Annotated in this window: 20 protein-coding genes; 9 read left to right on the top strand and 11 right to left on the bottom strand. The window is 49.4% G+C overall.

Annotation, left to right across the window (positions count from 1 at the left end):
• Positions 1-121 precede the first annotated feature (121 nt).
• Positions 122-2551 carry an EAL domain-containing protein gene (locus ABWW03_RS17940; RefSeq protein WP_353410672.1) on the top strand — a complete coding sequence of 810 codons (2430 nt, stop codon included), beginning with the start codon at positions 122-124 and terminating at the stop codon, positions 2549-2551.
• A 6-nt stretch (positions 2552-2557) separates the two neighbouring features.
• On the opposite strand, the gene creD is transcribed toward ABWW03_RS17940, so the two are convergent.
• Positions 2558-3949, bottom strand: coding sequence for a cell envelope integrity protein CreD (gene creD, locus ABWW03_RS17945; protein WP_353410674.1), 1392 nt, complete (start codon positions 3947-3949; stop codon positions 2558-2560).
• Positions 3950-4227: 278 nt separating this feature from the next.
• Between creD and ABWW03_RS17950 the strand changes: the two genes are divergently transcribed.
• From ABWW03_RS17950 to sbcB, 3 genes are all read left to right on the top strand, one after another.
• A complete protein-coding gene (locus tag ABWW03_RS17950) occupies positions 4228-4785 on the top strand; it encodes a cytochrome b (protein ID WP_353410676.1) in 558 nt (185 codons plus the stop codon).
• Between the two features lie 85 nt (positions 4786-4870).
• Positions 4871-5293 (top strand): 4a-hydroxytetrahydrobiopterin dehydratase, encoded by a 423-nt coding sequence (locus tag ABWW03_RS17955; protein WP_353410678.1) that lies wholly within the window; start codon positions 4871-4873, stop codon positions 5291-5293.
• Positions 5290-6726, top strand: a complete 1437-nt coding sequence (gene sbcB / locus ABWW03_RS17960; protein WP_353410680.1) for an exodeoxyribonuclease I — start codon at positions 5290-5292, stop codon at positions 6724-6726. The genes ABWW03_RS17955 and sbcB overlap by 4 nt, the downstream gene beginning before the upstream one ends.
• 17 nt (positions 6727-6743) lie before the next feature.
• Here the strand turns inward: sbcB and ABWW03_RS17965 are convergent, their stop codons facing one another.
• Positions 6744-7640: a DUF2971 domain-containing protein gene (locus ABWW03_RS17965; RefSeq protein ID WP_353410682.1), complete on the bottom strand. Its 897-nt coding sequence runs from the start codon at positions 7638-7640 to the stop codon at positions 6744-6746.
• Between the two features lie 340 nt (positions 7641-7980).
• Between ABWW03_RS17965 and ABWW03_RS17970 the strand changes: the two genes are divergently transcribed.
• Positions 7981-8991 carry an aspartate carbamoyltransferase gene (locus ABWW03_RS17970; protein WP_353410684.1) on the top strand — a complete coding sequence of 337 codons (1011 nt, stop codon included), beginning with the start codon at positions 7981-7983 and terminating at the stop codon, positions 8989-8991.
• Between the two features lie 77 nt (positions 8992-9068).
• Here the strand turns inward: ABWW03_RS17970 and ABWW03_RS17975 are convergent, their stop codons facing one another.
• Both ABWW03_RS17975 and ABWW03_RS17980 read right to left on the bottom strand, forming a co-directional pair.
• Positions 9069-12566 carry an autotransporter domain-containing protein gene (locus ABWW03_RS17975; protein ID WP_353410686.1) on the bottom strand — a complete coding sequence of 1166 codons (3498 nt, stop codon included), beginning with the start codon at positions 12564-12566 and terminating at the stop codon, positions 9069-9071.
• Positions 12567-13197: 631 nt separating this feature from the next.
• On the bottom strand, positions 13198-15177 hold the full coding sequence (locus tag ABWW03_RS17980; protein ID WP_353410688.1) for a methyl-accepting chemotaxis protein: 1980 nt from the start codon (positions 15175-15177) through the stop codon (positions 13198-13200).
• 474 nt (positions 15178-15651) lie between these two features.
• Between ABWW03_RS17980 and ABWW03_RS17985 the strand changes: the two genes are divergently transcribed.
• Together ABWW03_RS17985 and ABWW03_RS17990 are read left to right on the top strand one after the other, a co-directional pair.
• Entirely contained in the window at positions 15652-15912 is a 261-nt protein-coding gene (locus ABWW03_RS17985; protein ID WP_353410690.1) for a hypothetical protein, read from the top strand.
• Positions 15913-16230: 318 nt separating this feature from the next.
• The gene (locus ABWW03_RS17990; protein ID WP_353410692.1) at positions 16231-17553 is read left to right on the top strand and encodes a methyl-accepting chemotaxis protein; all 1323 of its coding nucleotides are present in this window, start codon (positions 16231-16233) and stop codon (positions 17551-17553) included.
• Between the two features lie 70 nt (positions 17554-17623).
• Here the strand turns inward: ABWW03_RS17990 and ABWW03_RS17995 are convergent, their stop codons facing one another.
• The 6 genes from ABWW03_RS17995 to ABWW03_RS18020 form a co-directional block, all read right to left on the bottom strand.
• The gene (locus ABWW03_RS17995; RefSeq protein ID WP_353410694.1) at positions 17624-18418 is read right to left on the bottom strand and encodes an SDR family oxidoreductase; all 795 of its coding nucleotides are present in this window, start codon (positions 18416-18418) and stop codon (positions 17624-17626) included.
• Between the two features lie 27 nt (positions 18419-18445).
• A complete protein-coding gene (locus tag ABWW03_RS18000) occupies positions 18446-19096 on the bottom strand; it encodes a 2-hydroxychromene-2-carboxylate isomerase (RefSeq protein ID WP_353410697.1) in 651 nt (216 codons plus the stop codon).
• An 82-nt stretch (positions 19097-19178) separates the two neighbouring features.
• Positions 19179-20222 carry an AraC family transcriptional regulator gene (locus ABWW03_RS18005; RefSeq protein ID WP_353410699.1) on the bottom strand — a complete coding sequence of 348 codons (1044 nt, stop codon included), beginning with the start codon at positions 20220-20222 and terminating at the stop codon, positions 19179-19181.
• A 14-nt stretch (positions 20223-20236) separates the two neighbouring features.
• The gene (locus ABWW03_RS18010; RefSeq protein ID WP_353410701.1) at positions 20237-20845 is read right to left on the bottom strand and encodes a glutathione S-transferase; all 609 of its coding nucleotides are present in this window, start codon (positions 20843-20845) and stop codon (positions 20237-20239) included.
• A gap of 14 nt (positions 20846-20859) precedes the next feature.
• Entirely contained in the window at positions 20860-21642 is a 783-nt protein-coding gene (gene map, locus ABWW03_RS18015; RefSeq protein WP_353410703.1) for a type I methionyl aminopeptidase, read from the bottom strand.
• Complete coding sequence (locus ABWW03_RS18020; protein WP_353410705.1) at positions 21635-21841, bottom strand: ParD-like family protein; 207 nt, start codon at positions 21839-21841, stop codon at positions 21635-21637. The genes map and ABWW03_RS18020 overlap by 8 nt, the downstream gene beginning before the upstream one ends.
• 792 nt (positions 21842-22633) lie before the next feature.
• Here ABWW03_RS18020 and ABWW03_RS18025 point away from each other — a divergent pair.
• Positions 22634-23752, top strand: a complete 1119-nt coding sequence (locus tag ABWW03_RS18025; protein ID WP_353410707.1) for a matrixin family metalloprotease — start codon at positions 22634-22636, stop codon at positions 23750-23752.
• Between the two features lie 14 nt (positions 23753-23766).
• Complete coding sequence (locus tag ABWW03_RS18030; protein WP_353410709.1) at positions 23767-24360, top strand: hypothetical protein; 594 nt, start codon at positions 23767-23769, stop codon at positions 24358-24360.
• Positions 24361-24948: 588 nt separating this feature from the next.
• On the opposite strand, the gene ABWW03_RS18035 is transcribed toward ABWW03_RS18030, so the two are convergent.
• Entirely contained in the window at positions 24949-25194 is a 246-nt protein-coding gene (locus ABWW03_RS18035) for a hypothetical protein (protein WP_353410711.1), read from the bottom strand.
• Between the last annotated feature and the right edge of the window lie 12 nt (positions 25195-25206).

Here is a 25206-nt window from a genome sequence, read left to right on the forward strand (position 1 = left end):
TGTTGTTGCGAAAAAAACAGGCTCTGGCTGGTGAGGTTTGGGGTTAAACAGCGATTTGAGCCGTCTATTCTGAGCGTGGAAACGCCGAGGGATCTATTGAAGAGCGATCGAGGAAGGATTGATGGTTGCTGACCCGGCTCTGCTGGATGCCATTCCTGACAGCTTGATTGTGTGCAACCACCAGGGGGAAATCCTTTGGTGTAATAAACAGGTGCACGGTCTCCTGGGCTATTGTCCGGAGGAGTTGCAGGGCCAAACCGTCGAGCTGTTGCTGCCTGCAAATCTGCGGGAGCTTCATCAGCGCCATCGCCACGATTACGCCCAGGCGCCGACCTTGCGCCCCATGGGCAATGCACAAGAGTTGTTCGCCCTGGCCAAAGGTGGCCGACAAGTCCCGGTCGATATCGAGCTGGCCCCGTTGAGCTGGCACGGTGAGCGCTGTGTTGCCGCCGTTATACGCTGTCGATTAACCAAGTTTGCCCAGGAAGCCGAACAACAAACCTTGCTCCGTGAAAACGAAGAACGGTTACGACGCTCCCAGGCCATCGCCAAAATCGGCACCTGGGACTGGAATATCCCAGAAGACCGGGTGACGTGGTCGGCGGAAATCTACAATATTTTTGGAATGCCTCAGAACTATAAAATCGATGGTATTCAAACCATATACGATATGGTTTTTCCGGAAGACGAAGCGGATTTTAAACGCTATATTTCGGCAACAAAACGCGAGACTTCGGCGTTTGTCTTTGAGCACAGGGCCCGAAAAAACGACGGCACACTCTGTTATATTCGCCAGAATGGGGAAGCGTTTTACAATGCTGAAGGTGACATCGTTAGAATGCTGGGAACAACCCAGGACGTCACGGTGGAACATGAGCGTCGGCGTCAGTTGCAGCTCTCCCAGACTATTTTCGAAAGCGCCAATGATGGCATTCTTGCAACGGACATCGATCTCAATATTATTTCCGCCAACCCTGTTATTGAGAAATTATGTGGCTGCTCAAAAGATCAATTGATTGGCCAGTCGGTGCTGAAGTTTTTGCCACAGTATGCCAATCTCGATGTGCTCAATGAGGTGCATCAAGTCATTGATGAAAAGGGCGCTTGGCGGGGAGAATCCGAGTTGCTCATCAAAAATGCACCAGACATTCCTGTGATGGCATCAGTTGCGGCTATTGAAAGCAATGATGGGCGAGAAGACGGTTATATTGTCACGATCACGGATATCTCGAAACTTAAAATCAACGAAGCCCAGTTGGATTTCCTGGCGCACTACGATCAACTCACTCGTTTACCCAATCGAACCTCATTACTTCGAGAACTCACCGCCCGAACCACTCAGACATTTACCGATTCTTCCAGTCTGTATCTGCTGTACATCGATTTGGATGGCTTTAAACAAATCAATGACAGTCAGGGACACAGTGCCGGGGATGAACTCCTCTTTGAGGTCGCGGAGCAGCTGCGCCACTGTGTGCCCAATGATGCCTTTGTGTCCCGTTTGGGAGGCGATGAGTTTGCGGTTGTCTGTGACTTTTCGAAAGATCGAGATGCCGAATTGCTGGCCCGTGAAATTATTCACAGCTTGCGTTTGCAAAAAGAATTCGCTGAGATCAGCGTCAGCATCAGTGCTAGTGTGGGTATTACCTGTTGCCCTCGCGATGGATCGGACCCTTTGGAGCTCATTAAAAAAGCCGATCAAGCCATGTACGAAGCCAAGGCCAACGGCAAGGATGGCTTTGAGCATTACAGCGAGATGGTAGGACATTTGCTGCATCGGCGTTTGCAAATGACATCGGACCTAAGCAAAGCTTTGGTCCGGAAAGAACTCTTCCTTGAGGTGCAGCCAAAACTTCACTTGCGTGACAGTCGAGCGTATTCGGTTGAGGCTTTGGCGCGTTGGTATCACCCTAAACTGGGTTTGATTCCACCAACGGAATTTATTGCGTTAGCGGAAGAAACCGGACAAATTCTGGATCTGGGGCGTCAGGTCTTAACGATGGCGGCTGAGTTCATTATCGAGTGGCGCCGAGCCCATACTTCGCCTTTGTCGGTCGCGGTGAACTTGTCAGCGAAGCAGCTGCACGATAAAAATCTATTAAGTGATATAGCGTTGATTGCTTCTCACCATGAAATCGACCCCGCCTGGATTGAGTTTGAGGTGACCGAAAGCGTGGTGATGGACAATGTAGAATCCAGTCTGCGTTTATTTAACGCGCTGAAAAAAATGGGCTTTCGAATTGCCATTGATGATTTTGGTACCGGTTACTCCTCGCTGAGTTATTTGAATAAATTGCCGATCGATATTTTAAAAATCGATCGAAGCTTTATTGCTCAGCTGCCGGAAAACCAAGACGATCTGGCGATTGTGTCGGCGATTATATCCATGGCGAAAAGTCTCAATATTGAAGTGGTGGCCGAAGGCGTTGAAACTGAAGGGCAGTATCGGCTTTTGGGTGAACTCGGTTGCGAACAGCTGCAAGGTTATTACTTTTCAAAACCGGGGGCTCTGGATAGCTATATACAGAGCCCCTGGTCAGTTTGGGATTAAGTGCGGTTATTCTCCAGAGTATTTCTCTGGTTCTTCACTGCCCTTCGCGCTCGGCAAGTTGCCTTTTTTAATACCACCAAGGGCGTACCAATCGATGGATCGGGTGCTGACCATAAGAATAGAAAGCAATCCGAATACCAGTAGGCTGCCCATAAGTAGGGCGAAATCTTCGGCTTGAATAATGATGTACAGCAATGTCCAGAGTACGATCATACCGCCGACAAACCCGCCTGCCAGTCGATGATGTTGTAGCACAATGCGTAAATAGCTAAAGAGCAGAACGGAGCAAGCAATAATAGCCAGCAAGTAGGCCAGTGCGAAGCCGATATGCTCCGACAGGGCCAGCAACAGCAGATAAAACGTGGCAATGGCCAGGCCAGCAAAACCATATTGAATGGGATGCATGGCTAAGGCTCGTACATGCTCAACAATAAAGAAGACCATAAAACTCATGCCAATCAGCAGAAAGGCGTATTTCAGTGCCCGCTCCGTTTTCAGATAAATATCCACGGGGTTAATCAGGTCGACACCGAGCATCAAACGATTTTTATTGTCCAGAATGTAACATTTGTCGTGTTTTGAGCAGTTCTCTATGTGGCTTAAGCCATTGAGGGCGAAGTGATTGCTTTTCCAATTCGCCGAGAAACCACTGTCGGTCGTGTTGTGGCTTGCCGGCAGTTGCGCGCCCGAATACTTGGGGTGTGGCCAATTGGAATCCAAGGCCAGACTGCTTTGTTTGGCCAGCGGCAAAAAGTAGAAATTGCTCATACCCTTGAGGTCCAAAGTAATGCGGAAAGCAATGTCTGGCTGGGCATCGGTTTCGGTGCTGAGATTTTCAGGTAGAAAATAATGCAGGCCCTGAGGTAAAGCCGCTAACTTGCTGCCGGCTTGAAAATCATACCCTTTGCCATTCAGGGTGACACTTTGGCTTTCCAGACCACGCATGTCGGCGACGCTGAGTGTGATGAAAGGCTTACCGATTTGCTCTACCTGCGAGTCGGCAGCAAGGCTGTCCAACGCTTCTTTCAGCGCGGTTCGTTTAAAGGTGCCTGATTGGGTGATGTTGACACGGTAAATGGGGATTTCATAAATCCCTTTTTTGCGGTTCTCAGCGGTGATTTGCCCTTTTGCATCGACCGTTTCCGGTGCCAGCAATCGCCATTGTTTGTAGAGTTTGCGGCCGCCGTTTTGAGTGAAGGTAACGCTCTGGTAGGGAATGGCAATCATGGCGGTGCCAAGCCATTGCTCTCCGGTCCAGTGCTGGCTCACCGCATATTGCGCCTCTCTCTGGCTGTCTGCCCGATCTTCGATTTTGCTTTGGACCATGATGATGGGGATTAAGAGAATTAAACTGAGAAAGAACACCAGAACAAGCTTAAAACTGGGCGATTTCAGCATGCTGCCTCCTTGTATTGTGGCTGTACGTCAAATGTGAACATGTTTATGGAAGCTATAAAATAATAATAAAATATGACGTAAGCGGGCCTGAATTGTGATCAAATGTGGCACTTATTAGGTCGGTCCACAGACACTCAAATGAGATGAGTCGTGTTGAGTCTGGGTTGAGGGTTCAGTCACATCACATTTGAGTGACATCCGCTGGTTTATAATGCCCGGTTTGACGACCTAATTTGCTCGACCTGTGGTCAAACATTATTCATAACAGAGAAGTAACGATGCCTGATACCCCAAGTAAATTCAGCTCCATGACCGTGGCCCTCCACTGGATCGTAGGTTTAATGATGATCGCCCTGTTGGCGGTGGGAATTTATATGGAGGAGTACGAAGTGTATGCCCTCTATGATATTCACAAGGCCTTCGGCGTTTTGATTCTGCTGGTGGTGATACCTCGGGTTATTCACCGTATTCGTAATGGTTGGCCAACGCCGGCGGGTGATTACACCGCGATTGAGCATCTGATGTCCAAGATCGTTCATTACCTGCTCATCATTGGTACCTTGTTGATGCCGATCTCAGGTATGTTAATGTCCGGTATGGGTGGACATGGCATTTCGGTTTTCGGTTTGGAATTGATGGCCGAGAATCTGGATCCTGCGAATCCGGATAACGTTGTGCCCATCAGTGAATTTCTGGCTGGACTGGGGCATACCCTGCACGGTTGGGGCGGCGATATCTTGTTGGTTGCACTGGCGTTGCATGTGGTTGGCGCCTTGAAGCACCACATTATCGATAAAGATGGCACCTTACGTCGTATGTTGGGTAAGTCTATCTAACAAAACCTGCCCTTGCCCTTGGGGCCCGGAGCAAGCTTCGGGCCTTCCCCTTCTGGCTGTTCTTCTCTTTGCAAGAGGTGACGTCATGCCAAATTTTCAAGCACCTTCCCACGATGATTTTTTGTTTCCCACGGACGTTTTGCCGCTGCCTCGTCGCGCGCCTTATCAAGCGGGTGAGCAAGCGATGGAGCCACACACCCTGGAATTGCAGTTACAGGCACTGGGCTTGACCGACTCAGGTTGGTTGCTGGGGGCGAGGCAGGACGGTTCGCTGGAAATCAGGCGCCACTATGTTTTTGATGGCTATCTGGCCGGAGTAAACTTCGTGCACTGCCTGGCTGCGGCCGCCGAGGTGGCAGACCATCACCCGGATATCACGCTGAATTATCGGCAAGTGCTCGTGCACTGGAGTACTCATTTTGTAAAAGGCATACACAGAAATGACCTGGACATGGCAAAATACAGTGACGCGCTGTATGAAGCCTTGAATCACAGGAGTATGTCTTGAGCACCCTTTACTGGCACGATTATGAAACCTGGGGTGAAGTCCCCAGTCTGGACAAGCCCAGTCAGTTTGCAGGTATTCGCACCGATGAGCAGTTAAACATCATAGGCGAACCCCTGATGGTGTACTGCAAGCCCGCCAGCGACACACTCCCTAAACCGGATGCTTGTATGATCACTGGCATCAGCCCGCAAAAAGCCCTGGCGGAAGGTTTGCCGGAACCGGCGTTTATGGCAGCGATTGCTGGTGAACTGGCCGCTCCGGGAACCTGTGGTGTAGGTTACAACAGTATTCGTTTCGATGATGAAGTTAGCCGCTATGGCTTTTATCGCAACTTCTATGACCCTTATGAGCGTGAATGGAAAAACGGAAACTCGCGCTGGGATTTGATTGATGTTGTGCGCCTGTGCTGTGCACTTCGCCCAGAAGGCATTGAATGGCCTCAACACGAGGATGGTAAACCCAGTTTTAAACTGGAGCATTTATCGGCGGCGAATGGATTGGCTCACGAGGCGGCACACGATGCCTTGTCCGATGTTTATGCAACCATCGCACTGGCCAAGTTGCTGCAAGAAAAGCAAGGCGCCTTGTACGACTACGCTTATACCCTGCGCGACAAACGCAAAGTGATGGAACTCATTGATCTTCAGCGCCGCAAGCCGCTGTTGCATATATCGTCTATGTTCCCGGCGGAACGCTATTGCTCAGCGTTGGTTATGCCGTTGAGTATGCACCCAAAAAATAAAAACGCCGTTATCTGCTACGACTTGATGGTTGATCCTACGCCTTTGTTGACCTTGTCTGCTGAGGAAATCATTCAGCGCTTGTATACCCCAAGCGCTGAATTACCCGAAGGCGTTGAGCGCATTCCCCTAAAACTGGTGCATTTGAACAAGAGTCCGATGCTGGTGACGCCGGGAGTCATTAAAGACGCACAAGAGGAGCGTCTGCAAATTAATTTGGCTCAGTGTCGTCAGCATTGGGCGCAGATTAACGATGTGATTCAGCAGGGCAAGCTGCTCTCGAATTTACAAACTGTTTATGAACACAACGATTTTGAGGCGCAAACTGATCCGGAGCGCATGTTGTACGACGGCTTTTTTGGTGATGGAGACAAAGCCATGATGGCTCAAGTGCGGGAGGCTGATGTGAATCAGTTGGCCAGTACCGCTTTGCAATTTCAAGATGCCCGTTTGCAGGCATTGCTGTTTCGCTATCGCGCCCGACACTTCCCCAGTAGCTTAAGTGCTGAGGAAGCCGAAGAGTGGGACGCGTTTCGATTTGCTCGCCTCACCGAGCCTGAAGCCGGTGGTTCTATCACGCTGGAAGATTATTTCGAGCGCATTGCCTGGTGGCGTGAACAGCCGCAGCTGAGTGAACAGCAACGGCACTTATTGGATGAGCTGGAAGCGTACGCGGATGACTTGCTGGCGTGATAACTCAGCAAGTGGAATCAACTGGTGGTAACGCGTTCGAATTCTACTTCAAACTTGCCGGTAACGACTTTGGCCTGGAACACACGAGTGCGGCGATAGCGACTTTGAATCAAGCGCAGCAGTACGTCTCGGGCTTTTTCATCCATATATGCCCCAAGATACACGGCGGCGAGATCTTCGGTTTCAAAGTGAACGTCCTCGTACCAACTTTTCGGATCGCTGTCTTTCGGAGTGTCTTGATAGCGGAAGCAGCGCCACTCCTGAATGTCTTTTTGATGCGGCGCCTTGTGTAAGAGCTTGCCACGAAATTCTTCCTGGTGATCATTAATGTTGGCCGTCACAATACAGTTGAGCTGTTGTTTCAGCGTGGTGATTTCCGGACAGGCGCCTTTGTAATTCACTTTTTCCGGATAATTGAAATCACTGTCATCGTGATCGCTGCCACGAAACTTCAACGCTACGCCCGTGTGCGCGGTAGCATAGTGTTCCCAGGCACTCATGTTTTCCGGCTTGGCACTGAAGCAGCAAATGCGAACCGAGCGTGCATATTCCCGCCAGTCCTGAATAATATTTTGTACGTCGTTGTAGCGCAGGTCGACCATTTGCACCAGCAGTTCACTGAGGACTTCCTCGGCTTCTTCCGGGTTGTCGAAACGTTCTTCATCGCGCCAGCGGCGAATCGCTTTGGCGAGTGGGGAGCTGCCTCTGGGGTCGTCCTTGGCAAAAATCATGGACGAGGCCATCTGAATGGTGGCCTTCAGCAGTTCACCATGGGTGAAGGTGAGCATGGAACTTTGTTTCAGCTCAAACGTATCATCAAACAGGTTGGGAGCACTCCATCGCAATTCCTGATTGTTTAATATTCTCCCAGCGCAGCCTGCACTGCAAAATTTGATGAGATTGTCTTGGTTCAAAGCACTATGGTTCCTTTCAACGATGCTGCCAGGCAGCCTGTTGGACTATCGCTCCTGCACAGCCCTGGATTCGGGCGGTTTCACTATAAATGTAGGCTACGATTGTAGAAATTTAAAGCCGTGTAAGGTATATCGGTCATATAAAACCAGCCTTTAGCGAAAACATTAGACTATGGAGCCCCGATGGCCCAGAGTTTGCGCGGCCATTGGCCTGCAGGGCATAGGATGCTGTTGAAGCGGGCTGCAACAAGCTACAATACGCCCGTTTCTGAAAGCTGCCTGCCGATTGCGGATGCCATTGCCCGCCAAGGTGGCTTATCCCGCTATTTTAGGAGGTTTTGTGGATTTCAAAGGCGCCAATATCGTTTCTATCGGTCAGTTCCAGCGCGAGGATATAGAGCGTGTCTTCGGTGTTGCGGATCGGATGGAACCCTATGCCCTCAGGCAGAAAGTGACCCGGGTTCTCGAAGGCGCGATTCTCGGCAATATGTTCTTTGAGCCCAGTACCCGTACCCGTGTTAGCTTTGGCTGTGCCTTTAACCTGTTGGGCGGCGAAGTGCGCGAAACCACAGGGTTTGAATCCTCGGCCATTGCCAAGGGTGAGTCGCTGTACGACACCGCCAGAGTGCTTTCCGGCTACAGCGATGTGATCTGCATGCGTCACCCGGCTGCGGGCTCTGTGGGTGAGTTTGCGGCGGCCAGCCGGGTTCCGGTAATTAACGGTGGCGATGGCCCTAATGAGCACCCTAGTCAGGCCTTGCTCGACCTCTACACCATCAAGAAAGAATTGGCGGCCAAGCAGCGTGATATTGATGGTCTGCGCATCGCTATGATTGGCGACCTGAAACACGGTCGCACCGTGCATTCATTGTGTAAGCTGCTGATGTTGTACCGCAACGTGCAGCTGACAATGGTGTCTCCCCCAGAGTTGGCTATGCCCGAGGGAATTGTTGAGCAGCTGCGAGAAGCGGGGCATTCCGTTGTGATTTCCGATGATTTGGCAGCGAGTCTTGGAGATCAGGACATCGCTTACGCCACCCGCATTCAAGAAGAACGCTTTTCCAGTCAGGAAGAGGCCGATGTCTACCGTGGCCGATTCCGATTGAACCAGGCCGTTTATACTCAGTTCTGTAAGCCCAATACTGTCATTATGCATCCTCTGCCAAGAGACTCGCGAGAAAGCGCGAATGAGCTGGACAATGATCTGAACCAGAACCCTAATCTGGCCATTTTCCGGCAGGCGGATAACGGTGTGCTGGTTCGTATGGCGCTGTTTGCTTTGGTATTGGATGTGGCGGACCAGGTCGACAAATACGCACGCCCGGTAAATTGGTATCATCGACGCAGTTAATGTAGCCGCCTCGTGTGACATAACACCGGACACAAAAAAGCCAGCGTGACGCTGGCTTTTTTGTGTCTTTTTCTGGCTTAGAACTTGGCTTCGTAACGCAGCCCAAAGGCCAGTTCACGGGAGCGGATATCGTCCGCTGCCAATAAGGATTGATAGTCGATAAAACCAGACAGGCCGTATTTGAATTGAGCGGCCAGACCCAGTCCCAGACTGAAGTAATTTCGATCGGGAATATCGGAGATGATCAACATCTCACTGGTTGGGTTGTTGCTGTCGAATCGGAAGGGGTCGTGTACAAAGCTGGCGCGAATTACCCCGTTCTGATTTTTAAACTCACGATAATAATTGCCGTTGATGTTGGCAATTAACACCCCCCAGTTCATCAAAAACACGCGTGAACCATGAAAGCCCAATCCGAGAGTACCGGTGACATTGTCCTGGCCGCTGTATTGCAATTCGAGCCCGGAATCGCCCTGCTCGGCATAGCCATCGATACTGGTATCGCTGTAGCTTAAGCTGCCGTTCGGGCCAAAGGTCCAGGGGCCGTTGTTGTAATCCCAGCCGAAATCCAGGGTCGCCAACAGTTGTTCACCATTGGTGCTGCCGCCTCGACGCAGATCAACAATGCCCGACATGTCTTTGTATTTGATGTGACGGGTAACATCAAATTCTGAATCGGCATAGGTAAGGCTACTGTCGATGTAGTAGTTCGTATCGCTGTAGTAAGAGGTATACGCCGAATAGAAGGTGCTTGATCCCTCGAGCACGCCCCCATCGTTCGCATAGTCGAGATCGCTGCTGGAATAACCGACCGCGATGCCGCCGATAAACTTATCGGTGAAGCGGTAGTCCATGCCAGCGGTGATGCCTTCGATATCCAGTTTAAAACCACTGTTGTTTTGAGTGGGATCCCGCTCGCCATAGGAAATGTTTCCGTTCACGAACAGACCCAGGCGTGAGTCTCGATAAATTTCGGGCTCCTCATCCGCACTGGCGGCACCGCCCAACAGTTCGCGCCCAACCGATGCAAACATGTGGCCATTTAAATTGCCGCCATCAAATCGCATATTCAATCCGCTGACGTCAATGATGGCACTGCCACCACGACGGAGCTGAGTGAAGCGGTTACGCAGATTGGTGTGGTGCATATTAGTAAAGCGGGCCGCTGTGATGATAATGGCCTCGGCTTCTTCACCGGCAATTTGATCGAGGGCGTCCACGATGTCCTCGTCATTCAAGTCCGGGTCGCGCAATTGTTCACAGCGAGTACGCAGGTTGGACTGGCCCGTAGTCAAACCATTCTGCTGACCGAATTCTGACAGGCGAGGGCAGAGCTCATCCAGCGCGCCCGCAACCGTGCCTTGTTCGCCATTGAGTCCCGGCGTGTCGCTCAGCATACGGGTGCTTTCCGGGTCCAACTCTTTCACCTCAGCGATGAAATCCACGCCCGCTTTTTTACCGTTGTTATCGGTGGCAATCACACGCAGAGGGTGGGTGCCTATCGGTAACTTGGCGCTGGTGACCATGCCGTTTGCAATGGGCTCGCCTTCCTTCAGCCAGGTGACGTCATTAATCGGGTTGTCGCTGACAATTTTACCTGTCGCATCAAGTACTACATCGACCAGGCCGTCACCATCAAAGTCGGTAACGCTGATGTCTTCCTTGCTGATGTTGGGTGCCCCGGCTTCATTGACATTGATGATGTTCAACTCCGAGTTAGCCTGGTTACCGAGAGTCGCTGAGCCGGATGGGTTGGAAAGCTCCAACAGAACCGTTTCAGTGGGTTCATTAATGATGTCCAGTGTCACAGGTATGCTGAAGGTTTTGTCAGCGATGTCGCCTGCCGCCCAGCTCAAGGTTCCTGCGCTGGCACTGTAGTCGCTGCCTGCTGTTGCGCTGTCATCGCTGCTGGCATAGCTGACACTGACTGCGCCATTGCTGCCGCCACTGCGGGTCACGGTGATGGTGGCGGTGCCGGCATCTTCATTGACGTCATAACTGGCAGCACTGAAATTAATTTCGCCGCCGGGTTCAACATCATCTTCAATAATGGTCAGTACCAGATTGGGGTCAAAATCAAAACTCGCACCGCTGCTCAAATTGCTGGCTTGCGCGCGGAAGGTTTCGTCACCCTCGAATAAATTATCATTGATAATCGGGATACTTACGCTCTTGGTACCGCCTTCGCCGGCCGCCCAGCTGACCGTTGCACTGGTGCTGGTGTAATCACTGCCTGCCGTTGCGGTTCCACCCGAGGTTGCGGCGGATTTGATCAGTGGGCTACTGTCGAGCGTGGCAAAGTCGAAACTGATGGGATCATCAAGACCGCCACTGCGAGTAAAGGTGATGGTGGCTTGCCCCGAGTCCTCACTAAAACTGCGTTGCGGACTGGCACTGATAACCGGTGGTGTCGCGACAGTATCGTCATCAATAATCGTGACGTTTTGAAAGCCGGCGGTGCTGCTGATGATCAGGCCGCTTTGTTGATCCAAAAAGACATCGAAGATTTCATTGGGTTCGGCATCGGAATCGTCGAACACCGCAAAATTCACCTGCACAGTGGTCGGGTTGATCACCGTATAACCCGGGCCCGCAATCGCACCAGGGCCATCAAAGGTGATGGAAACGGATTTTTGTTCAAAGTCATCGGTGCTGGCAGGAGATGAACTGCCGGGTGCGGAATTGATGTTCACGTTGGTAACGCTGGGTGGCAGTGTGTCGATACTCACTGTTGCTACCAATGAACCCCCATTTTCAGCAATACTGCTGTTGGCGCTGACGCTGACTGTGGGGGTGCTGGGGCCGTCATTATCGAGAATAGGCAACTCAAATCGAGGAGGGGTCCCGCTGAAAGCGATGCCTTGAATGTCTCCGGGCCCGATATAGATCGACTCGGTCGCCTCGGCAATCGTGTCGCCGGTAATTTGCAGGGTGACGGTTTGAGTCGTCGATCCAGATGCTGAGGTCCAAGTGAGGTATGGCGGAGTTATCAGGCCTGTGAAATCCCCTGGCAGTGATGCCGCAGGGTTCGTTCCGAAAGCACTCACATTGGTCACCTCGTAAATGCTTTGGGTAAAGCTGCCTTGGGGTAACTCGCTGAGAGTGAATTCAACGTTCACACTCGTATTGCCGACATCTCCCTCGGTTACTGTGCTGCCACCGCCAGCCAGGGCAATGGTGAGTGTTGGCTCATAAACTGTAAATGAGGTGGTTCCCGTACAACCGCTTGAACAGTTTGCACCGGAAATATCGACGGTAGAGTTGTAACTGGCCGCCTGGTCAATTTCTGTTGATGTAAAGGTATAGGTGACCGGCGACCCGGCGGGGGCAAGACAGGTAAAATCATCGGTCGGAGGGGTGGTGTTCCCTGTACAGGCGGCGCCTACAGGCGTCCAGAACACGTTTGAGCCACCGGTAGTACCAATGTTTAATGTCACTGGCCCCGGCGAGTTGGCGCTGGGCACATCAACCACTTCGACTTCCAATGTCATGGTGGAACCGATGACCTTATTATTGCCACCTGTAATGGTTACGCTATTCACCTGATAGTCTTCAGCGAATGCTACCGAACTCATTAACCCTAAAATAAACATAGCAGATGAATAAAAACATCTGCGAATTGAAAACCCCTGCGCGCACATAGTAAACAGTCCTTGATATGTGTTGTCGTTTTGATTGTGTGAACGATAATCCTGCAGATGGTCTTGTGACGATTACAAATTGTTACCACGGACAGGATGACGCTTAACTCGTTTGTATTTTTATTCAAGCAGCGTGGGCTTAATTATCTCCCGCGCCTGCTGACTTGTGGCACTACTAGTTCTGGTAAGAAATACAGCAGGATAAATAGAAATAAGGTTGCGTGAGTCGAGAGGGAATGACTAGTTTTAGTGAGTTGCGACTGAGTATGAATACTATTGAAGATTTACTAGAGAAAAAATGTGACGGGCATATAAAAATGAAGATAATGACTTCGATTTTTTTCTAATAAATAGGGACGTTTTATATAAACGAAATGCCTTAAGGTTTCAGCTATGGTCTCAAGGGGGCGCCAAGTTAGAATTAGAAGAAGCTATTTTCATTAGGCGGTGGCGGTTATAGTCGGCATATCCACAATTCATTTCCGTCGCGCACACACTGCTTGGAGAATCAACAGGGTGAGAGTGAGCAGGCCTATCTCATCGCTCTGACGAAAGTCAATAGGCCTCACAGCTTGAATCGATTAACGCTTTTGGTAATGCGCTGGGAAACGGTGTTGACATCCCCACTTGCCTGACGAACGCGTCCGGCACTTTCGGTTGTTTCCATGTAGCGATCGCGAATGATCTGAACACTTCGGTTAACTTCTTCGCTGGTCGTTGACTGTTCCTCTGTGGCGGTGGCTACCTGGATATTCAAATCATTCACATGGGCAATTTGGCGAATAATATTGGTGATGCTGTCCAGCGTGCTCGCTAAACTGTTGTCCGTGGTTTCAGCTCGCTGAAGGCTGCTGCCAATGGCCGAAACGGCGCCCTGGCTGCCGGCCTGAATCTTTTCAATGTTGCGTTGGATTTGCCCGGTGGATTCCTGGGTTTTTGAGGCGAGCGAGCGAACCTCTTCCGCAACGACTGAGAAACCTCGCCCGGCTTCTCCCGCGCGGGAGGCTTCGATGGCCGCATTTAAAGCCAGAAGGTTGGTTTGTTCGGCAATGCCTTCAATAACATCCAATATACTGCCGATTTCCTCACTGCTTTCGGCAAGCTCCTGAATGATGGTGTTGGTTTGATCAAGATCCTCGCCCAGGTTTTCCATTTCACGGCGCACTTGAGTAATGGATTGATTGCCCAGTTCCGCATAATCTGACGCTTGTTTGGATTGCACGGCAGCATTCGAACAGTTCTCGGCGACTTCTCGGACAGTGTGCCCCATTTCTTCCATGGCAACTGAAGCCATTTCAGATTGCTGCACGCCTTCGTTGACTTGTTGATTCACGCTGGCGGATTCGCTGTCCAGAGTTGCGACCGTTTCCTGTAGAGAGTTATCGGCATCTTTCATATCCTGAACCAGGCTTTTGATGTGTTGCACGGTTGTGTTGAATGAGCCTGCGAGGGTGCCCAATTCGTCTTCGGAATATACTTCGGCTTCGACATTGAGATCAGAGTCGCGAAGCAGGATATTCATGGCTCCGGATATCGCTCCGAGCTGTCGGGTGATCAACCGTAGGAAGTACCAGCTCAACAAACTGGACAGCAAAACAGAAACAATAGAGAGAATGATAAAGTTTCTGAATGTTGCCCAAGCCTGGGTTTCCTTTTCAATCAGTAGCTGCTCGAAATAGGATTCGAGTATTTGACCTGCGTCCTTCAGCGCATTAATTCGCTTGGTCGAATGAACGAACCAGTCTTCTGGACTAATGTTGAAGTCCGAGTATTTATTCCAAGCGATGTTTCGCATTTGGTTAAACTCGGGGCTGATCCGCTGGTGCATGAGTTGAGATATCTCCTGCATGATACGGTCATTGCTGTATTCCATCGCCAATTCAAAATATTTGCTTTGCAAAACTGCCAGAGAGAGGTAGTCCGCTTTCAATTCACTAGAGACTTCATTTTGGGAGAAGGCGCGGCTGATGACGGCTCGCTCTTGGCCAGCACGTTCCTTGGCATTCAAGAGATTAACGTAAGCGAGTGCGGCTTTGGACACGTCTGTGTCGGTAGTGTCTTTCACGATCAGGGACGTCACCGACAGCAGCACACCGTTATTCTGGGTATATTGCTCTACGGCGGTCTTGATCGGAACCTCAAGTGAATCAACACGTTGACGCAGATCGGCAAGGCGGCTGAGAACCGTGTTGATCTTTTTAATTACCCCTGCAACTTCAGTGCTATGAGGGAGATAGCTTTTCAGGGTTTCCTTGAGCGCGTCGACCTTTATGTCGGTTTCCCGTCGCTGGTCTGCCAGTTCCGATTGGAAACGAGCACCTTGGCTACTCATGTAAATTGCTGTAGCGCCCCGTTCTTTTTGCAATTCATGCACCATTGCATTGGTTCGCAAAGACACTTTACTTAACTCAAGATAGGCCTCCATGCGGGCCGCACGATAGTGGTTGTCGAAAATACTTCCCGCCATGAAATACAAGGCGAACAGTAAAGGCGGTACTGCCATTAATAGCAGCTTGTGAACAATAGGAAGCCGAGAAAGCGCCATTGAGAATCCCTCCTGCTGGTCGCAATATGTTGAATGCAACATCCTGTTTGAACAATTTATCGGCAACCGATGGGCTAGGTTTAGGCTTGCTTGAAATTTTAGGCGTTTAAAAACACTAGGCTTAGATAAGGAGAAAACGGAATACTATTTTACGTGTTTTGCCGCGACCTTCTTACTCGCCTGAGTTGTATATTGAATTCATTCCCTTACTTTGAGAGGCGGCTTTTAGCGATGGGGTTTGACATAAAAGTGTCATAAAACTGGATCGCTTGCGATGAGTTCTCTGTTTTGCTTACAGGTGTGAACGGCAATGGTCTTTCGTGTGTAATATTTGCAGGTAAAGTTTTGACGAAAAACAGAATTTAAAAATAACCAGGACTTATAAATTGGCGGTGGATATTTCCAACGAGTATTGTAGATTCGGTGCATTGCTTGGTAATCTTAATCTAACGGCCTCGCAAGGGAGTGCAGGACATGGAATTTCATGCTGTGTTTAGAGATGTAACGACCGGAGAAGTAGTTTACGGAGTCAGAGAAGTTTCGACAGCTGATCAAGCTGAATCCCATAACACCCAGCAGCGTTGTTGGTTACTCAGTGGCGAATGCCTAAGAGGGCCGACAAGCGATGGTTTTTACCTGACGCCCCGCAGAGCCTACCGTCTTATCACTGAACCTTCCGAATACGAAGAATCCGTTGAGCGCGATTTTCAACTGAACCTTTTCTCCAGTAAATAATCTATATTGATAACTTTCATTGCCTCATTCAATGGGAGTGCTCCGTAGAGTTTGTCAGTTAACGCAAGAACACCCTAAGACCCTTGGCCGCATGATTGCGGCCTTTTTTTGTTTTTTGTCTCACTGGAATGCCTGCTATAAACCTTTGTTATATCTCAAAGCTAGACCACTAGCGGCCTACGGTGGATTTTGGTGCTAAAGATGATGCACCAATTTGGCGCGTAAATTTTGTACAAATTTTGGTTGTCGGATCTAAAGTCTTGGCAAAATTAGACGATAGTTAAGTCAATATCATTTGGCTTAATAGGGTACATTGCCATGTTGTGGTTTGGATCGTCAGAAATAGAAAATGAAAATCATGCATTAAAGACGGAATTGGGTGAGAGCAAGGCTATCCTGAGTGCCCTGGAGCACTCAATGGCTGTTATTGAGTTTGATACAAATGGCCATATCTTGAAGGCCAATGACAATTTTCTGTCTACCGCGGGTTATTCATTCAGCGAAATTAAGGGTAAGCACCATGAGATTTTCTGTGCGCCCGACTATGCTCGCTCCGATGAATATAAACAGTTCTGGAACACGCTGCGCTCTGGCCAAGTGGTGTCCGGGCAATTCGATCGAGTCAATAAAAATGGCGATGTCATCTGGCTGGAAGCGACTTACAACCCGATTCGAGGTTCGGATGGGAAGGTTGAAAAAGTCGTGAAGTTTGCCGCTGACATCACCCAACGAATTCTTGAGGAGCAAAACGTAAGAGCCAAAGTGGATGCCCTAAGTCGCTCCTCGGCTATTATCGAATTTGAACCTGACGGCACCATTATCGATTGCAACAGTAATTTCCTTCAGGCGGTTGGCTACAGCAAAGATCAGATTGTAGGTAAGCACCATCGTATATTTTGCGAGCCTGAACTTGCTAACAGCGAAGAGTATGTTCGCTTCTGGGAAAAACTGAACGCAGGTGAATTTGCGGCCGGTCAGTTCAAACGCGTCGATTCCTCTGGCAGAACGCTGTGGCTGGAAGCGTCGTACAACCCCGTCTACGATATGAAAGGGCGTCTGTTCCGCGTTGTGAAATTTGCTTCAGACATCACCAAGCAAACTGAGCAATCCCAGCGAACAGAAGAAAGCGCGGTTATCGCGCGCAAGATTTCCGGTGAAACCTATTCCATTGCTCAGCAAGGTGGAGAGGTGATTGGTAATGCGGCGAATGAGATGACCAGCATTGCTGATTCAGTTAAGGAATCTTCAGGGCACATCGAAAGCCTCAATGCGCAGTCTACCCAAATTAATTCGATCATCAGTACCATTCAGGAAATTGCCGATCAAACCAACTTGTTGGCTTTGAACGCGGCAATTGAAGCGGCACGAGCAGGTGATCAGGGACGCGGCTTTGCGGTGGTTGCGGATGAAGTTCGACAGTTGGCGGCAAGAACGTCCCAGTCAACTTCGGAAATTTCGAGCATGATTCATTCGATTCAAGAGGATACTTCCTCAGCATCCCGAAGTATGGCAACCACGCTGGAACAAGCCATGCGTGGTGTTGAACTGGCTAATGAGACTGGCGAGGTGATTGCCAAAATCCAGTCGGCGTCCAGCGAAGTGGTCAGTGCGATCGACTCTTACTCGAAGTCAGTTGGCTAATCCGATTAGACACCGGTAGCAAACGCTACCGGTGTGGCATCAACGCCTTAACCCATCGGTAGAGGCTGATCTAGAACAGCGAATGATGCTGCCCTCCGTCAATCACAATATTCTGCCCAACAATAAAGCGCGATAAAGGGCTGCACAACAGTGCCGCCATCGGTGCGAGGTCATCGGCCTCAGCGAGAAAGCCTGCCGGAATTTTATTGTTTTCCAGAAAGTGTGTCAGCACGACGTCTTCGTTGGGTTCCAAGCCGAATGCATCGGCATAGGGCTCCAGGCTTTCACTCATGCCTTCCGTTTGAAACATGCCCGGAAGCAGATTGTTGATGTTAACACCGAAGCGAGCGACTTCCCTGGAGACGCTCGCGGTGTAATTAATTAAGGCCGAGCGAGCGGGGCCCGACATCAATCGCCAGATCATGGGATTCTTTGCAGAGAAGGTTGCAATGTTAACAATGCGTCCCCAGCCTTTGTCTTTCATCGTGGGGATGTAGTGACGCATGATTTCAATTGGCCCCAGTAAGGTCGTTTCGATGGACTCTCGCCACATCTCAGGCGTCACCTTGAGAAAGTCGCCATTGGGGGCTGGTGGTTTGATGGTGATGCCGAGTATATCTGGATCAGGGCAGGCCGCGAACAAAGCCTCCCGGCCTTGCTCGGTCGATGAGTCTGCCACGATTGGCGTAACCGAGATGTCGTATTTTTCTGCGATGTCCTGAGCCGCCTGTTGCAATCGCGCTTCTCGGCGCGCGCTGATGTAAAGTTCCACACCCGCTTCGGCCAGACGCTCGGCCGTGGCTCGCCCCATGCCGGCACTGCCGCCAGCCATTAATGCTTTTTTGCCTTTGATTTGAAGATCCATATCGTCTTCCTCGATGGTGTGATGATGTTAAGCGTGCTTGTTCAGACCTTGCTGATCCAGTCGCCAGCGCAAGGTATCGATGCGATCTTGACCAAAAAAGGGCTCGCCATTAAACACCATGGTGGGTACGCCCCAGTGGCCGGATTCATCCAGGCGCGTTTGATTGTTGTCGACTTCACTTAAACACTCATTGAGATCCAGATTGGCCTCCAGCTCCGCCAGATTCAGACCCACGGCATCAAGGGCGCGAGCCATATGGTCACCCTGGTCCCAGCCTTCTGTGCCACCAAAAATCAGGTGCGATAATGCGTGAGCTAAATCAATCCCCTTGCCTTGCCGCTCAGCGGCAACACCCAATGCACTTAAACGGTAGATATACGGTTGTTCCTCGGCGACCTCGAAGGTACTTAGGTCCTGAACAATGGGGTCTGGCGATGGCCATGCGATGTGCATCCCCAGATACTCAGCCCGGCGAAAGGCATCGGTGAGAATGTAATTCACTTTTTTCTGCCCCCGGGGATCGTCAAAGACGGTCTCTTTGGCGCGCAAGGCAATGGGCAATACCGGGCAGAGCTTAACCTCCACGCGGTAATCGTCGCGCAGTTTCAGCAGGTCAGGTGTGACGAGATAGGAATAGGGGCTGCGAAAGGAAAAATAGACATCGACGATATCAGACACGGCTGGTCTCCTTATTATGGTTTACGATCAAGGAGACTATGCTAGCGCAGGAGATCGGCACAGGCCGATCATTGGCGGCCATTTACGGGTCAGTTTTGCCCGTTCCAAGGCCTTCGCGGTATTCCACTGGCGACAAGCCGACCCAGCGCTTAAAGGTGCGTGCAAAATTGGATGGGTCGCTGAAGCCCAGATCATAGGCAATGGTACTGACTGGCAATCCCGAAACCGATAATAATTCACGGGCCCGGGCTTGGCGCAGCTCATCCACAATCTTCTTATAACTGCTGCCCGCCTGACTGAGTTGGCGACGCAGGCTGCGCTCAGACAATCCCAGCGCGTCGGCAGCCTGTTCAATGGGCAGGTTCTGGTAACGATGCTTCACAATCAGATGGCGTAAGCGTGCGTCCAGGCCTTGTTCAAAAAAGGTCTCCGCCCGCTGTTTCTCACATAGGCGCAACATATTTTGATGCAGCACCGGGTCGGTTCCACTCAATGGCTGATGCAGATAGCGGGCCGGCAAGACCACGCGACTGAAGGGAGCGTTGAAGTGCACCGAAAAACCCAGGGAAGGTTCAAACTCCGCCCAACCGTCAGGTTCGGGAAGTGCGAGTTCCGCGTAGAGCGTCACCTGTCTTTCGCCGAGAAGCAGTTTCCAGAAATTTTCGGTGACGACAATACTGCTGCCCACCACAAAATACTCGATATCACTGACATCGACCGCGGGATGCCAGCGAATAATAAGTTCGTCGCCTTCTTGACGGTAATCAAAAGACAGAATGGAAAAGTTCAATGACACAAACTGCTGTAGCACATTCAGTGCCGTTGCAAAAACATCACTGCTTAATGCCGCTGACGCGGGCAGGCCAATATTCAAAGGGTTAAAGCGTGCCGCCATACGTGGCCCAAGGTGCGGGTCTCCCGTGAGAGCGATGGCATTGAGCACGAACGTTTTATGTTGGTCAAAGGTGCAACGAAAATCAGGGTTGAGAAGATCGCTTTCGCACAAGGCTGTGTCCTGTAATAAGGCCTCGGCTGAGTAGCCTTCGGCGACCAATGTGCGGAATACAAAGCCGATATAGTTTATCGTCAGGGCAGCATCTTTCGACGTAAAGTTACGATGGCTCACGAGGTTATTCCACCTTAGCACTCACCCAGGCGATTCCAATCGCGTACCTGTTCAATTGCAGACTTTAGCAAATCCCACTGTAACAACTGCGCTTGGTAGTTACCGGCGGCGCCTTGTAGTTTGATGCCGTAGCTGTCCAAGCGAAACGCTAGAATCGAATAAAACGCATCGACAGCACCGGCTTTTTCGAACATGAATGGGCCACGCGCCGAAGCAAATAGGGTGTCAATACGGGCGAGATCTTTTTGAAGGTTTTGATCCAACGTCTGCAGAGGTTCAAGCGCGTCCAAGGTGAACGGACACTGTGAGCGAAGTGACATAAACCCGGAGTGCAGCTCCGCACAGTAACTCCGGGCCATAGCTCGTTCCTTGTTTGACTCGGGAAATAAGGCCCCGTCGGAAAGCTCGTTCAAGTACTCGGTAATGGCCAGGGAATCGTGAATGGCGCAGTCGCCGTCCTGCAATATGGGCACTTGGCCCGCCTTGGAAACCGTATGAATTTCGGCTTTGTAGCTTGCCTTACGCAAATCGATGACGCGAAGATCAAGATCAATTCCGGCAATCTGGCTGCATATCCAGGCCCGGAGTGACCATGTGGAATCTGTGCCGACGATTAATTGCATTCAACTGGCTCCTTTTACAGCGTGAGGTGGTGTTCTTCGGGCCTGAGGGTTAACACCTCGAACCCGGTAGAGCTTACCAGAATCGTGTGCTCCCATTGTGCCGATAATTTCCTATCTTTGGTGACGACGGTCCAGCCATCGTTTTTTTCTTTGGTCCGAGAGCTACCCTGATTAATCATAGGCTCGATTGTGAACGTCATTCCCTCTTGAAGGCGAGTGCCTGTACCTGGCACGCCGTAGTGCAGAATTTGAGGCGCTTCGTGCATTTCCCGGCCGATACCATGGCCACAATATTCACGTACCACGCTGAAGCCATGCTTTTCGGCGTGTTGTTGAATGGCGTGGCCAATATCGCCGGTGGTGGCATCGGGCTTTACGGCGAAAATCCCTTTCCACATCGCCTCGTAGGTGACGTCGACCAGTTTCTTCGCAGCGGGAAACACTTGGCCAATGCAGTACATCTTGCTGCTGTCGGACACAAAGCCGTTTTTTTCGAGGGTGATATCAATATTGACGATGTCTCCTTCTCGAAGCTTTTTGCTGGGGGAAGGTATGCCATGACAAACCACCTCATTAATCGAGGAGTTCAAAACGTACTGGTAGCCATATTGCCCTTTGCTCGCAGGGCGGGCTTCAAGTGTGTTGACGATGTAGTGCTCTACAAAGTCATTGACCTCCATGGTCGACATGCCCCGGACAATATAGTGGTCCAATGCGGAAAACACCTGAGTCAGCAGGCGACCGGATTCGCGCATCAATTCTATTTCATCGTGGGATTTAATGTGTATATCACTCATTGGCCAGCCTAACGGTGCTTATATTCTGTTGCTGTTTTTCGCGCTCAATAATCTGCTCGAAGGTCAGGTTCGGATTGTGTTCAGCCAGACGCCCAATCTTCATCCAGAACTCCGCCTGGGCGTTGATAGAGCGCTCCATCACGGCGCTGTTCTTGCGAACCTCTTCATGCAGTTCATCTGAAATTTTGACAATACCCATGTGGCCTCCCGGGAATGCGTTTCGCTATATATTGCTATATTATGCATGCTTGTTTCAAGTGTTGTTAGAACAAGGTGTTGGTGTGTTTACACACGGAGGGGGATCTCAGTAAAACTGACAGGACGTTTGTTCTCGACATCCACAGTATTCAGATTTGAAGCATGAAAAGACTGCGAAGCGGTAGGCTCTCTACACATACCTTTTTTGTTCATAAACGTGGGAGCTTCCAGGTATTGTCGCCTCTTCATGTTAATCATATGAAGATAATGAGCCTTCATGTGTTTTGTCAAAAAAGATCATGAAGCTGGCTGACATTACCACGACTATTTCTCTAGGTGGGCAATGACCTCGTGTATCTGTAAACAGATTCTCCTTATACATTTTCTTTTATATGCAGTGATCATAGAGTAGAAAATGGAAAATTGAGGCTAGCACGTGACTTCGTACGCATTTTTCCAATCTCGTCGGAAGTAGTCATGTAAACGTCGATAGATATAGCGAGTCTCATTTGCCAATCAAAACGGGAAGTGGCACTATTCCAGCCCTCAATTTGCAAGGGATTGAATGGTTTAAATTTTGGTGGTATTCGCGCCAATACAAGCCTTTTCTAAAGAGCGCCACATTGAAGTTGTGCACTCTCAATAGCGCCTTGCTTTGAGAGCAAGTCAACGTCTCATCATGATTAACATCCAGTAGTGAGCTTGCGTAAAACGAGATGTCTACCGATAAGGTGTCAGTGGAACTGATTGCCACAAGGCCTGTACCGAAGAGATTGGATCTAGGATAGAAATAATGTACTTCAAAAATTGTCTTAAAAATGCAGCGTATATAGCGCTTGTAACCGCATGTTTCGAGGCGAATGCCTTTTCTTTCCTCGAGAGCAAACTTCCAAATAAAAAACTGCATATGGTATTTGATATTGAACAATCATCTCCTACCAGTACGAGTTATAACGAGGCCCTTGAGCAAGCGGTGCATCGGTGGACATATAGGCAGTCTGAGGTGTCCATCACCACGAGTCGTAGCTCGGTCAGTGATTCATGTGGTTCTGTCCCTGGCCAGCATACGGTTATTTTCGCAACAAAAAGATGCAGTGGCGAGGAGTTTGGGAGTGCGATAGCCGTAGCCTCAACCTACTATTTCATAGACGAAAATGGCGATGCTAAAACTTCCTCCTCGACGATCAGTTTTGATAGTGAACGCAATTGGGACATTTTCAATTCTCCCTTGAGCTACAACACTCTTGATTTTCGTCGAGTGGCAGTTCATGAAATCGGCCATGTGCTTGGATTGGGTCACGAGGACAGCCACCCAGCGATTATGAATAGTACAGTGGGGAATACGATCTCTCCGCAAAAAGATGATATTGATGGCATTACGGCTTTGTACAGTGCCAGCTCATCGAAGCCTGATGTTCACAATATTCTGGAGGAACCCGCCGCAGATTCGCTGGTTAGTGGCGTTTCCAATATTCGTGGTTGGGCTGTTGGTTTAAAGGAGATCGAGCGAATTGAACTTAGCATTGATGGAAAACTGATTCAGAGTATTCCTTATGGTGGAATTAGGGAAGATGTTAAAAGTTCCTTTCCCGACTATCCGGATTCTGATAGATCCGGCTATTCAATGATCTTTAACTGGGCCAACTTATCTGCGGGTAACCACCAAATCTCCACAAAAGCTGTCGATGTTGAAGGAAATTCTGTGGTGTCAAACAGAGACTTTACGGTTCTTCGATTTGACAATCCTTTTATTAATGGCAGTAAAACCGTAGCGATAACTGGAGATGTTAAACACGATAATCAGGATGTGATTCTTGAGAATGTGTTGGCTGACGGAGTGAACTATCGCGTCCGCTTGCGTTGGAATTCAGCAACCCAGCAATGGGATACCACAGAAATCAGTAAGAAGTGAGAAAGGAATAAGTGATGAAAGCCTATGTATTGTTTCTATTTTTTATGATTTCTCTCGGGGCACACGCGACAAGCGTAATACAGCACGATATGAAAGAGGTGACGCAGCTATCGGGCTTGGTGTTTCAAGGGCAGGTGTCGGGCTTAAAAAGTTATCGAGAGTCAAATGGTACAATTTACACAGAAGTGAATTTTGACATTCACGAAGTAATCAAGGGAGATTACCCTTCGTCTTCTATTACCCTCCGTTATCTCGGTGGTACTGTGGATGGTATGACTATGAATGTTATCGACTCAGATGTGCCCAGTTTTGGCCAATTGGGTATCTACTTTGTTGCAAAAGGTCACGAGAATCTTATGCATCCTTTGTCTGGTTGGGGGCAAGGGCATTATGTCCTTAAAAAAACCGCTGCTGGAACAAGAGTATTTTCAAGCAATGGTAAAGCGATTACCGATGTGTCTATGGCTTCAGCCAAAGTAAAAAGCGCAAAGAGCTACGCATTAAATTCTTACGAAGCTTCCGGTTTGTCATTTAGTGAAAAATCCAGATACGCAATAACGCCTAAAGATTTTAAGTTGACGATTCGCGATATAATTTCCGAAGAGTAGTTTTTCGCACGATCTATAAAGTCCTGGTAGACAAATTTTTTCTAATATAAACGAAGGCATATCGATTTTTTGCACTATGCTTTTTATCGGCCAGGTTTTATTAGCTGAGTGGTCTCAGCTTTGCTGATGTGTTTGAGTGGGCCTCCATGCCGGTGTTGGCTATCTTGGCAATAATGACATTCTGGCGAATTTCAGTATGAATTATGTTGATGTCTTGCCAGCAGATATAGACTTCTATATTCGCGGTTTGAACGAGGAAGTCCACGCTTCAATCTGCAGAATGCCGGCCGTACTTACTAGCCGATAAGGACATCGGTTACTAGAGGTTTTTATCGTTCGAGTTTGGCCTCGGTGCTCAAATAATTTTTCTCATATTTACTAATGCAATTTCTCTGTGTGGTACAAAAAGCAGAGGGCCTGCCGTAGACAAATAGGATGAGTCCCACTGAAACCAGTTTCTTCCTGCGGCAACCTGTTGATAAAGCATAAGCATTACACATACCTCTCTGATTAATAAGTGATTGGTATGTTTTAATGAAAATAGAATCCCGTTATGGCGCAAAATATGATTTTATTTCATTAGCCGCTTTAATTGAATTTAACAGAATATTGAAATTTTGATAAAGGGAAAATCTTCCTTTTTTCACTTAATATGATTGGATTGCTGTTAGGTTTAAACTCTTTTGCAAGGTCGAGTAGCTTCTTTTGTGCAAACTCAGCACCTGCAAATCCTCCAGTGTAAATGGTAATTGTGTATATCCCATCATTTTCAGTCGACTTGAATCCAGCATTATAATCGGTGGCAAATGAAAAAAAGAACTTTAGGTTTTTCATGTTTCCCTCCAC

Origin of the sequence: Pseudoteredinibacter isoporae, from assembly GCF_040372805.1 — a bacterium.
GTDB lineage: Bacteria > Pseudomonadota > Gammaproteobacteria > Pseudomonadales > Cellvibrionaceae > Pseudoteredinibacter > Pseudoteredinibacter isoporae_A.